This window comes from Paenibacillus sp. GYB003 (genome assembly GCF_036577625.1).
In the GTDB taxonomy this organism is placed as follows: domain Bacteria; phylum Bacillota; class Bacilli; order Paenibacillales; family NBRC-103111; genus Paenibacillus_AB.
Map to the genome: position 1 here is coordinate 1 of NZ_JARBDC010000038.1, position 12,006 is coordinate 12,006.

A 12,006-nucleotide genomic window follows, 5' to 3' on the forward strand; every position below is an offset into this window, starting at 1 on the left:
CTTCATCATAACGATTAAACTTTTGCCCCTTCTTGGGTGGCATAAAAAAATCCCCTCCGGTCAACAGTGCTGAATCCATGATATCATGAACTCTTTTTTCACTGTCTACCGTAAGGGGATAATATCAAGGGATCACCTTGTTTTTTTGTTTTGCAATCGGGAACATGCTGAGTGATGCGGGATTAGTAATTGACATTATTCGATGACAGGAGTAACATTTTGCATATATTCAAATAATCAAATATATGAAGAAGAGAAGGGTAAATCAGATGAAATGGATGGGAAGATTTGAAGGATACCATGCAGCCGCATTTCGTAAGGACCTCATTTCAGGCCTCATTGTAGGCATTATCGCCATTCCATTAGGGATGGCGTTTGCTATTGCTGCTGGTGTAAAACCGGAATATGGCATTTATACAACCATCGTTGCCGGGATTTGTATTTCCTTGTTCGGAGGCTCTAAATTTCAAATTGGCGGTCCGACCGGCGCCTTTATTCCGATCCTCTTCGCAATCGTTATTCAATATGGGTATGAAAATTTATTGATTGCGGGATTTATGGCGGGAATTATCCTTGTTCTCATGGGGTTATTTAAACTCGGTGCGTTGATTAAGTTTATCCCTCGCCCAGTAACCATCGGATTTACCGCTGGAATTGCCGTGATTATCTTCAGCGGACAGATTGCCAACTTTTTAGGTTTGAGCGGTATCGAGAACCATGAGAATTTTTTGCCCAACATGAAGGAAATTGTGATGCATCTAACCACTACGAATCTCTACAGCGTGATTACAGCGATGGTCTGTTTGGTTGTCATCCTTTTAACACCGAAATTTCTACCGAAGGTCCCAGGTTCCTTAATAGGGCTTGTTGTATCCACTGTAGTGGCAACCGTATTCTTCAAGGGAGAGGTAGCAACGATTGGATCGTCATTTGGAGCTATTCCAAGCACAATACCCCATTTTCATTTTCCTGATCTTACCTGGGATCGAATTGAAAACCTAATCCGCCCCGCCTTTGTCATTGCCATGTTAGGCGGCATCGAATCCTTATTATCGGCGGTTGTTGCCGATGGCATGACCGGCAGCCGTCATAACAGCAATCGTGAACTGATTGGGCAAGGCGTCGCCAATATAATAACTCCTCTTTTTGGGGGTATTCCAGCGACAGGAGCCATTGCACGGACAGCAACCAATATCAAAAACGGTGCGACCTCCCCCCTGTCAGGTGTCATACATGGCATTGTTGTATTATTAATTCTCATTTTGTTTGCACCTTACGCATCAGAGATTCCACTAGCTAGTATGGCACCTATTCTGATGCTGGTTGCTTGGAATATGAGCGAACGAAAAGAATTCGCTCATGTCCTGAAAACCAAAACGAGCGATTCCGTTGTCCTCCTCATCACCTTTTTGCTAACGGTTTTTACGAATTTAACAACCGCTGTTGAAGTGGGATTAATTTTGGCTGTTCTTCTGTTTGTGAAACGAATGAGTGACGGCTTGTTGGTTTCCAAAGTATTGCCTGACCCCACCGCCAAACATGAAAAAGTGAAAGCCCATATGGTAACCGAAGGCCACGATTGTCCGCAAATCGGGATCTATACCATCGAAGGCCCTCTCTTTTTCGGCGCGGCGAATATGTTTGAAAAGTCTATTATGGATACGATCCATCTGCGGCCAAAAGTGTTACTTCTTCGCATGGGAAAAGTCCCCTTTATGGACACGACAGGTGAATCGAATCTGGCCAGTGTGGTGAAACATTTCGAGAAATTTGGCGGGATAATCCTTGTGAGCGGAATTCAACCTCAGCCTTTGGAAGTATTGAAGAGAACAGGGTTGTATACGCTGATTGGGGCTGAACATTTTTTTGGGCATACGGGAGAGGCGCTTAATTACGCGCTATTGCAGCTCGATTTGAATAAATGTCTAGGTTGTAAACATTTCGCTTTCCGTGAATGCGCGGCGTTATCAAACAAGGAGTCTCAAAAAGAAGTGATCACCAGTTTAAAGCCAGATCCAGCAAGGACATAGCCTATTCTCACTCGGAATCGCTCCAAAGACGAAATGAGGTAAATGGGTATGCAACTGGCACTTCAGCAATACAGAATAAATGTTTTTAAGGTCATGGCTCATCCGTTGCGATTGCAGATTATGGAGTTACTTTGTGAAGGACCGAAAGGTGTCAATGAGCTTCAATCGCGTCTACAAAGTCAAGGTTCGATGGTTTCCCAACATTTGGGTGTTTTAAAGGCGAAGCATCTCGTAATAGGAATGAAGGTTGGAACTCGCGTCGTCTATTCGGTGCAAGATCCTCTTTTATGTGATCTGCTTTTCATGACCAAAAACATGTTTAACAACCAATTAATGAACGTGATTGACATACTGGATACCAGAACCCATGAACAGTAATAGTCAGTTCGGAAGTGTAAGAAATGAATCAAAGTTATAATAAAAAAAGGTTTAGCGAGAATAAGCAAAACTACAGCATTGAAAGAGCATAAGTCTACTCCCTTGTTCATCATTTTTATGCAAATGTAGATAAAACGCAGATGTTCCTTTCCCATGGAAGCCGATTTTGTTACGCAATTTAGGCTCAGACTCTGTATGTACATGAGAGGAGAAAAGATGAACGATCTAAAATATAAAGTTTTTTGTTTATCATGTCAGAAAATCACATGTATTTCAAACGCTATTCATATTCTCCAGGCAAGAACGGTTTCAGGACAGTACTTAAAGTCAAAAGGTTGCACTGACTGTCGAACCGGTAATAAAAGTTCGAGCCAACAACCATATCCTTCATTAAAGCGAACAAGGTTGTGATATCCTTTTGAGTTTCAAGATTATCTTTACCATTATCGCACTAGGAGTAACGGTGTATGTATTTATCAAGTCGCAGTCAAACCGGCTGTAATAATCATCTTCCATGGGGGTGTCCTTATGTTTTTCATTTATGTCGCGATTTTTGGAGTAGCCGCATTTATTATATGGATCACGATTTGGGTAACAAATAAAGCGTATTCTAAAAAGTGGGATCGCTCTGATGAATAATTAGCCAAGATGGGGAAGTTGAAATCGTAACACGGCTTAAGTAATAAGGCGCTGCCGGCTTGCTGGCAGCGCCTTACGCGTAGCTTCGCCTCGCGGTGTTATACCCCATTTTATTTCGTATTCCGATTAAAGGAAATGATGCGAAGCGTTGGTTGACCTAAGCGGCGAGAGCAGCGCACTTGAAGGGTTGAGTGCCCACGATCTACGGCACCGGATCAGCTATTGAAGGTGCCTTGTCAATAAGGGGAGGAGAAGAATGTACGCGAGAGTAAGGGAACTGCTAACTACGGAAGAACGGCTCCAGCATTTGCAAATACCGCCTGATCTCGGCGAATGGGAATTGGGCACCTATTTCACATTTACCCAGCATGACCTTGAAATCATCCAGCAGCGGCGAAGAGATTATAATCGACTCGGCTTTGCCGTGCAGCTGTGCGTACTTCGCTATCTCGGCTGGACGCTTTCTGACGTAAAAGAAGTGCCGGTTCAAGTTCTTCGGTATATTGCAAAGCAAATCAATGCCGACGAGGAGTCTTTTGCATCTTACGGCGAACGAGAGGCCACGAAATACGAGCATCTGGAGGAAATCCGGAAGGAGTATGGATACCAGACATTTACTATGAGCGAGTATCGTTTTTTGTGCAAGCATCTTTTTGGCCATGCAATGGCGAACGGCAATCCCTTGCACCTGATTCAGCGCGCACTTGAAGATTTACGTAAGCGTAAAATCATTCTTCCCTCAATGGCCACGATTGAAAGAGCAGTTTGGGAAACTCGCAAACGAACAGAGGAAAAAATATTCAAGCTGCTCAGCAGTTCACTGACAGAATTACAAATTGCTAAGCTGGATCGCGTCTTGACCACCATGCCGGATAGCAGCAAAACCTACTTGGCATGGTTAAGGGAAGTTACCGGTACCAGTTCTCCGGATTCTTTTTTGAAGGTTATTGAAAAGCTCGAATACATACGGGATTTGCAGCTGCAAGTCGATACGAAAGGCATCCATCCGAACCGGCTACGGCAGCTTTCTAAAATCGGTTCGCGTTACGAACCTCATTCCTTCCGCCGCTTTAATGATCCGAAAAAGTACGCGATTTTGGTAGCGTACCTATTGGAGCTGATTCAGGATTTGACAGACCTGGCTTTCGAGATTCACGACCGGCAGATCATGATCCTGCTTTCCAAAGGGAGAAAAGCCCAAGAGGAACTTCAAAAACAAAACGGTAAATCGATCAACGAAAAGGTTGTTCACTTTGCCGATCTTGGAGCCGCTCTTATTAAGGCCCGAAGCGAAGGCACTGATCCGTTTGTTGCGCTTGATGCCGTCATGCCGTGGGATCAGATCGTCGCATCCGTGGAGGAAGCTAAACGGCTGGCACGGCCCGTCGATTACGACTATTTAGACTTGCTGGAAAAGAAATTCTATGCGCTCCGGAAATACACGCCAACGCTGTTAAAATCGTTAGAATTTCGGTCAACCAAGTCGGCAGCGCCACTTATGAAGGCGGTCGATATCATCCGGGATATGAATGAATCCGGAAAGCGAAAAGTTCCGGAAGGCGCACCCCTGAACTTCGTTTCAAACCGCTGGCAAAAGCACGTTTATGATGATGACGGAACGATCAACCGGCATTACTACGAAATGGCTGTGCTGACCGAGCTGCGGAATTACGTTCGTTCCGGGGACGTATCCATTGTCGGAAGCCGTCAACATAAGGATTTCGAGGAGTACCTTGTACCGAAAGCTGATTGGAATGGCATCAATCCTAAGGCTGCAAAACTTGCCGTCAGCTTGTCCGCAAAGGAATATCTTGAAGAACGGACTGAATCACTTCTTCAAAGATTAAAGTGGGTTTCGGATCATATCGACGAGCTGGACGGTGTTAATTTGGAGAACGGGAAATTGCACATTGAGCGATTGGAGAAGGATGTTCCCGATGAATCCCGGAATTTCAGCCTTTCCCTCTACGAGCTGCTACCACGAATCAAGCTAACTGATCTGCTCATGGAAGTAGCGAACTGGACGAAATTTCATGAACAGTTTATTCACGCTTCCAGTAACCGCGCTCCGAACGAGGAAGAAACGACAATCCTTATGGCAACCCTTATGGCAATGGGGACGAATATTGGACTTACAAAAATGGCCGAAGCCACGCCAAGCATTTCATACCGGCAGATGGCCAATGCAGCGCAATGGCGACTGTACGAAGACGCTATGAATAAAGCGCAGGCTATTCTTGTTAATTTTCATCATAAGCTGGTGCTTCCCTCGTATTGGGGAAAGGGAACTACCTCATCGTCGGATGGAATGCGCGTCCAGATCGGTGTTTCGGCGCTTCATGCAGACGCTAACCCCCATTACGGGACCGGAAAAGGAGCTACGATTTACCGGTTCGTGAGCGACCAATTTTCTACGTTCTATACGAAAGTCATCAATACGAACGCTCGGGATGCCGTACACGTCATCGACGGTTTGCTCCATCATGAAACGGATTTGGCCATCGAAGAGCATTACACGGATACAGCCGGTTACACCGATCAAGTCTTTGGTTTAACGCATTTGCTTGGATTTCGCTTTGCGCCGCGCTTACGCGACTTAGCTGATTCCAAGCTGTACGTTATCGGGAAGTCTTCCGATTTCCCTAAATTGGAGAAGGTGCTGCGCGGACAAATTAATACAAAGATCATCAAGGAGAACTACGACGATGTTCTCCGGTTGGCTCACTCCATCCGGGAAGGAACCGTTTCAGCATCACTCATTATGAGTAAAATCGGTTCCTATGCAAGACAAAACAGTTTGGCTACCGCGCTCCGGGAAATGGGGCGTATCGAGAAGACGATCTTCATTCTGGATTACCTTTCGAGCGAAGCGTTACGGCGAAAAATCCATCGGGGGTTGAACAAAGGGGAAGCCATGAACGCATTGGCCAGAGCGATTTTCTTTGGCAAACATGGCGAGCTGCGAGAACGTGCGCTACAAGACCAGCTCCAACGGGCAAGTGCATTGAACATTATCATCAACGCGATTAGCGTTTGGAACACTGTGTATCTCCAGCAAGCAACTGAACACCGTAAAAAGCAAGGTAAGCTTCAAGAAGAACTATTAAACCATATATCACCCCTTGGATGGGAGCATATCAATTTCTTAGGCGAATACAAATTCAATTTCAGGCAGAATACGTCTCTCGATTCATTACGACCGCTGAAAGAACAGGAAGTTGAATGACCGGTGGTCCGGGTGGTATAACCCGGACTATAGGGCTTAGAGTAAGAAAAAACGCTAAGCCGGTCACAGCCGAAGGCTTAGCGTATATTTTAGTTAAAATGTTGGCGGGACCCCATACAGGAAACATTCAGTGGAGACCGGCGGCGCCTACTTAGAACAACTGCAGCTCTTCCTTATATAAAGACTGCCCAGCTCGAACATGCCCAGCACCTCAGCTGGCATACGGTTGTAAAGCAGATGGCATTAGTTCATTTTTTTCAACCTGTTGATATTTTCCGTCATCTCACGAATCTGATCTTCAATTTCGATAATTTGCAAAGTGATCTCTATATGCTGGCGCTTCTTTCCAAGCAAGCTCGTTGTACTTTTCTTATGAGCACTACCGCCTATTATGACTCCGTTTGCAAGAACAGATTCTCCATCTAAGGAGAACACTCCAAAACGATATTGACTTTTGGCTGCAATATGAGTTGCGTCCTCCAGTGTTCGAACTATGATTATATCTCCCATCAGACTCGAGATAACGTTTCGGTATTTGGGGTCGAAATTTATAAGATCGATGCCCCTTCCGATTACTCCTGGCATTTCTCCAACGGGATCCGCTTCGTGTATCTTTGGAGTTTCTCCATTCAATGTAGCAAGAGGTACTAATGCAGCTCGCCCGAGTTGCCGAGTTTTTAAATATTGTACAGCTTTAATTCCGTGTTCTTCAGTCTCCACGACGACATATTGTAATCTATCGCCCAACGCCGTTTCGATTGCATTTTCCAATTGTTCAGGTACATCAATGAGTTCCGAGATTGAGCCGCAAATGCCGTTCAATTCCTTTCGCCTGCTGGCCAAAAGAATATGCCTTACTCCTGGGAGGAACCCTTCGAAATCTTCATTCATTTCTTGAATCGTGTCCCGGCGTGAAATAAGGGCTTCGTGTTTTTGCTTCAATTTATGTAGATCGGCTTGCATACCCTGAAGCATCTCCACTTTATTTGAATCACCCATAAATACCACATCCAATCGATTTGATCCTCGATGATTTCCTTACGTAAGATCGTCACTGATCTTTCTCGAGATAATAATCATATTGAGCGCCTCATCAAAACCCATATTAGAATCATCTGCCGCTCTTTTAACTATTTCGAATGCCGCTTTAGTGAAACTTACATATCGTACAACTGCATCTGGTCTAAGTAGGATGGTATCCCGAGATTTCTCAAGTATACCGTTCACTACATTTTTCTGAAGCAGATCAAATGTTACATCAGAAAACCGAAGAGAACCGCTCCGGCAGCGAACAAAATAATCGCCCTGCTTGGTCTCAAATATTTGGATATTTTTTGATCCCAAGTTTTCTAGTAGAGCTCGCAGTAAGTCGTAAACAGGATGGACGATTGCTCTTGGTATGGGAAAACGAAAATCGACAAATCCTTTTTGAACCTGATACTTTCTTTCTGGCCACGGTGACATCTCGCCTGCGCAGGTAATCTTATAAGAACGCCCGTCTTCGCCGGTGATAATTAACGGCCTTGTGTTGGATATTAAACCTTTCTTCCCCTCGTGTTCGATATATTCGAATATACGCCATCCATTCGAGAAAGGGGTCAATTTCGCCCCGAATTTGGACGTCTTTTTATTTATATCGGTATGGAGTTGATCTCGTAACACAAAACAATCTTCTTTTTTATAAAATCGCCGTTCCCGCTTTCCGACTTTCCGAAGTTCGCTTGGAATATGACCGGATAAGGCAAGTTCGTTCAAGTATTGAGGCGTGACGCCAACAATTTCAGCAGCCTCCTTTGCTCCAAGTCCTCCAAATAATTTTGATAGTCGCTCTGCTTCATCAGCTGAAAAAGTATACCCGCCATCGCGTCGATAAGTATCGAGGTTTATAGGCCGAGCGACGCCTGAAGCAACCCAATGTTGGATTGTTCTTACGCTTTTACCTAGACTTTCAGCCAGTTGTGAAATGGAAACCAATGCCCCGCTCCTTTCGTCCGCTTATTTAAATACATGCGAGTTAGGTTCAGACTGTAGTGTCGCATAGATACGCTTCAATTGTTCCAATGCTTGGTTAACGGTAAAAGGTACTTCGATCAGCTGCCTATCAAGTCTGCGGATCCGCAGTTCTTCAATAAATCCTAACGGAGTAAACTCGTCTGGGGAGTCTTCGTAGTCCGTCGATAATTCCATTATTGACCACAACAAAGGAAAGACAACGCGGCCATTGACAGCTTCAACAGAAACTACATTTTCACCTTTTACAGTAATTTTAATAATTGCGTACTTTTTTTTATTATCCATTATAAAATTCCATATTGCCTTTTCATCCGATAATTCAACACCAGGATGATAGTAATATTCAAATTCAGTTTGAACGATACGATATCCGACATAACACATGCCCTTATCTCCTAACCCAGTTTTCGAACAACCCATCCCTTAACGAGGTAATGTCTTTCCCCGCTGAAATTCCAAAGCCATTCGGCTTCATAATCAACTTGTAACTCGTCTATTTCATCAAGCATAAAGCGGGATATTCTACCTCTAATAAATCCTCCTATTTGTTCCAGTGAATCCTGCACATGCACGTCCAGTAATTGCTCGGGAGAAGTAATAAAGCTTTGAGTTGGATTACCAACATTCCCCCATTCATATTGTTCAGAAACGATGACAGCGCGGCCGCCGGCAAGCAATGATTTGGCGATCTGCTTTAAATGGTTTCTAGCCATTATATCAGCCAAAATTGAAAGTTCATTTGTAAATAGAAATGGGTTTGCTTCATACGCCATTAATTGGAATGGAATAATTAACTGCGTTGAGATATTGGCCGAAATGAGAAAACTGTGGCTCCCAGGGATGACGCGCTCCGGACAAATCCGATATTTATGCTGCACCCAGTTCCGTAATATTTCGTTTGCAGCCAATAATTCTTGCTTCATTAAATGATTAAAGTAATCGAGTAATTTTCTATCATAAAACAGTCCTGTCAAATCTTTAACTACGGGACGGACCAACTTCTGCACTTGGGGATCTAACCGTTGGATTGATCTTTTTACCGATTTTTCATCGATGTCCAATAAACTCGTTTTAGATGTGAAGTGAAATACGATTTGTGATAGGTTTATATCGTTACAGTTTCCTGCACCGAGAATAATCGCGCTTTTTTTAATGGGATCCCCATTGATCCCAATCGAAACCAGGTCCGAAATATAGTTCCGATGATGGTCCCATTGAACCTCTACGACTTGTTTATTAAGCTGGTAAAAAGCGGTACCTGCCATTTCTAATGTAGATGTAGGCTTTTTCAACAAGAACTCCCCCGTCGTTTTAAAGTGATTGAAATCCCATATAAAAGAATAATGCCGCCAGGATCCAGCCGAACGTTTGGACCGAAATGAAAACCAATCTACGCATTGTCATTCCAATTACTCCTTTCATTTTCAATGCTATCAAAACCACGTCATGCTCGCTACTCTTATCGCAGTGCCGTCCGATCCAGGTCAAAATAAGAAAAAACATAATACCGGAACATAACGTTGGCTTCCCTTGATTTCTCCTGTTGCTCTCTTTCATCAATTACTTCGTTAATAAGTCTCTTTAATTCCTCTCGATCCAAGATCGAACAACCTCCCATTTCAAGCTGAAAACCATTCTGCCGGGTCCGTCGAGTACAGGGTGGAATCTCGATTAATCACTTTCCCAATGATAATCCTTCGCTGATCCTCGTCGATTTTATAAAAAATGCGAAGCCGTTTGCTCTTAATCCGTTTGATCTCAGTGTTTCGATTGACATGACCATAATCATATTCAATAGGTTTTGGATTAACCCGCAGAACATTCAACACCGCATCGATTTTTTGTTGTTCCTCTGGAGTGAATTTCCGGATTTCCTTCGTAACGCGTTTTGATGAAAACTGAATCAGAAATGACATGCCCTCACCTCCCGATTTTTTCCTAATTCTAGCATGGATCAAATTGATGCGCAATATCGTAATATTATGTTATTAAATTTTAAATTATAATATTGCGTTAAACAATTGCTAATTGTTAATTTTTCTTGATATAATACAGTTATGTAAGATAATATTGTTGATGAACATTCTTTCTTTGCACCACTTAAGGTAAGGTGATATATGGAGATTCAATCTTATAACTCTTCCCTGCCAACCTTGCAAAATAGTAGCTCGATGCTTGACAACGAGTTATTTTTAACCCTTTCAGTGGAAGGTTTTAAAAATACGAATTGGCAGGCCGTTCCAGGACCCATGTTGGTTTATCTGTTTCTTCACGACGAACCAACCATAGGCAAGCGGCGCTCCATGAAAACCAAGACAGAATACCTTCGCGACATCGAACAATTCCTTCATTATATTAATGAAGAAATCCGAACCATAGTTCCCGAAGATGCACTTGCCTATCAAACTTGGTTAGAACGCCAAAAATACGAAGCACCAACATTAAGAAGAAAAAGTACTGTAACAAAACAATTTCTACAGTACCTATATAAAAACGGTGTATTAAGTTTTGACGCCTCTATTAAAATGAAGCGAGTCGCGCAGCCCCTTGATAAACAAGTGAATCGTGACTTATACGAACATGAAGTAGAGCAGCTGCTGGAATATTTTAAAGAAAATGATTGGTTCGCATATACTCTTCTCCTCCTTCTAACGAGTACAGGGCTTCGAATTGAGGAATTAGCTTCTGCTAATTGGGCTAACCTTTTTATTTTCAGAACCAACAAGAATCAGCATCATTTTTTAAAGGTTGTTGGGAAGGGAGGCAAACCAAGGGATGTAAGAATCTATGAAGATGTGCTGCTTGCAATTTTCGAATTCCGGAAGCGTCGCCGCCTTCCTACAGAACTTAATCCTGGAGACTCAACTGCATTCTTCGCTAAACCAAGCGGTGGCCATTACTCTTCAACCTATTTGAGTACCGAGTTTTCAAAACTAATCGAACGAAGCGGGTTCCCGTTCGTAATCCATAGAACTGATCGAATCACCCCCCATACCTGCCGTCATTATACTGCTTCATTTTTAAGCAGCAGGGGAGCAGATATAAGAGCCATCCAGGATGCTCTCGGCCACGCATCGATCGTGACTACCGAGCGATATTTATGGCGTCATCGAAGACTTGAAAACCACGCCAGCACACGTATTGGCCAGAACTTTTTTAATCGTTAGAATCTGCCCCCAGATTCTAACTTTTTTTTGTCGAATATTTATAGTAGTATAGAAGCTAATTGGTCATATATGGAAACACCTTTTTATAAAGTACAATGTGCTCATTTATGCAACATTTTTTTGCCCTTTTGTAATGTAGTTTTTGTGAAACCTTAAGATATGTTAGAATTAAATATCATGTGCGAAATGGGTGGATTTTATGGCTCAAATTTTCGATATAACCGAACAGGCGACGTACAAAATGGCTTTGCGGCAGTATAGGGAAGGAGGACCGGTTTTCCTATTTAAGATATCGAAAATGACAGGTGATATCCTCTCTACCGAACGGCTTGAAGAAATCCCGAGCAATTGGCCAAATGAATACGTTAACTCGCTTATGGAAAATGGGAAGATTCTAAAGTCTGTCGTATTTAATGAATCACATTAGAATTCCTCCACGATCTTTTCCAGGCTCTCTGCTAACCTAAAGGTTTCGTTAGCTATTTGCCGAATCAAATCTTCGTTTTCATACGCCCGACAACACGCAATCTCACTTTTGAAGTTATAGAGTACT

At 43.2% G+C, this 12,006-nt stretch carries 9 protein-coding genes; 4 read left to right on the forward strand and 5 right to left on the reverse strand.

Features of this window, described 5'->3' with window-relative positions; translation table 11 throughout:
* The first annotated feature begins 269 nt into the window (after positions 1 to 269).
* From PV407_RS13325 to PV407_RS13335, 3 genes are all read left to right on the forward strand, one after another.
* Entirely contained in the window at positions 270 to 2,030 is a 1,761-nt protein-coding gene (locus tag PV407_RS13325; RefSeq protein ID WP_332090423.1) for a SulP family inorganic anion transporter, read from the forward strand.
* Between the two features lie 42 nt (positions 2,031 to 2,072).
* Positions 2,073 to 2,408, forward strand: coding sequence for an ArsR/SmtB family transcription factor (locus tag PV407_RS13330; protein WP_332090424.1), 336 nt, complete (start codon positions 2,073 to 2,075; stop codon positions 2,406 to 2,408).
* A gap of 895 nt (positions 2,409 to 3,303) precedes the next feature.
* Positions 3,304 to 6,273: a Tn3 family transposase gene (locus tag PV407_RS13335; RefSeq protein WP_332090425.1), complete on the forward strand. Its 2,970-nt coding sequence runs from the start codon at positions 3,304 to 3,306 to the stop codon at positions 6,271 to 6,273.
* A gap of 243 nt (positions 6,274 to 6,516) precedes the next feature.
* On the opposite strand, the gene PV407_RS13340 is transcribed toward PV407_RS13335, so the two are convergent.
* The 5 genes from PV407_RS13340 to PV407_RS13360 form a co-directional block, all read right to left on the reverse strand.
* Positions 6,517 to 7,281, reverse strand: coding sequence for a hypothetical protein (locus tag PV407_RS13340; protein ID WP_332090567.1), 765 nt, complete (start codon positions 7,279 to 7,281; stop codon positions 6,517 to 6,519).
* A 30-nt stretch (positions 7,282 to 7,311) separates the two neighbouring features.
* Positions 7,312 to 8,247: a hypothetical protein gene (locus tag PV407_RS13345; protein ID WP_332090426.1), complete on the reverse strand. Its 936-nt coding sequence runs from the start codon at positions 8,245 to 8,247 to the stop codon at positions 7,312 to 7,314.
* Positions 8,248 to 8,268: 21 nt separating this feature from the next.
* Positions 8,269 to 8,670, reverse strand: a complete 402-nt coding sequence (locus PV407_RS13350; RefSeq protein WP_332090427.1) for a hypothetical protein — start codon at positions 8,668 to 8,670, stop codon at positions 8,269 to 8,271.
* Positions 8,671 to 8,681: 11 nt separating this feature from the next.
* Positions 8,682 to 9,578: a hypothetical protein gene (locus PV407_RS13355; RefSeq protein WP_332090428.1), complete on the reverse strand. Its 897-nt coding sequence runs from the start codon at positions 9,576 to 9,578 to the stop codon at positions 8,682 to 8,684.
* Between the two features lie 327 nt (positions 9,579 to 9,905).
* A complete protein-coding gene (locus PV407_RS13360; RefSeq protein WP_332090429.1) occupies positions 9,906 to 10,202 on the reverse strand; it encodes a type II toxin-antitoxin system RelE family toxin in 297 nt (98 codons plus the stop codon).
* Positions 10,203 to 10,403: 201 nt separating this feature from the next.
* Here PV407_RS13360 and PV407_RS13365 point away from each other — a divergent pair, with 201 nt between their 5' ends.
* Positions 10,404 to 11,453: a tyrosine-type recombinase/integrase gene (locus tag PV407_RS13365; RefSeq protein ID WP_332090430.1), complete on the forward strand. Its 1,050-nt coding sequence runs from the start codon at positions 10,404 to 10,406 to the stop codon at positions 11,451 to 11,453.
* The last annotated feature ends 553 nt before the right edge of the window (positions 11,454 to 12,006 follow it).

Coding starts and splice junctions, on each gene's coding strand:
- PV407_RS13330 (WP_332090424.1), top strand. CDS start 2,073: ATGGGTATGCAACTGGCACTTCAGCAATACAGAATAAATGTTTTTAAG.
- PV407_RS13360 (WP_332090429.1), bottom strand. CDS start 10,202: ATGTCATTTCTGATTCAGTTTTCATCAAAACGCGTTACGAAGGAAATC.
- PV407_RS13350 (WP_332090427.1), bottom strand. CDS start 8,670: ATGTGTTATGTCGGATATCGTATCGTTCAAACTGAATTTGAATATTAC.
- PV407_RS13365 (WP_332090430.1), top strand. CDS start 10,404: ATGGAGATTCAATCTTATAACTCTTCCCTGCCAACCTTGCAAAATAGT.
- PV407_RS13325 (WP_332090423.1), top strand. CDS start 270: ATGAAATGGATGGGAAGATTTGAAGGATACCATGCAGCCGCATTTCGT.
- PV407_RS13335 (WP_332090425.1), top strand. CDS start 3,304: ATGTACGCGAGAGTAAGGGAACTGCTAACTACGGAAGAACGGCTCCAG.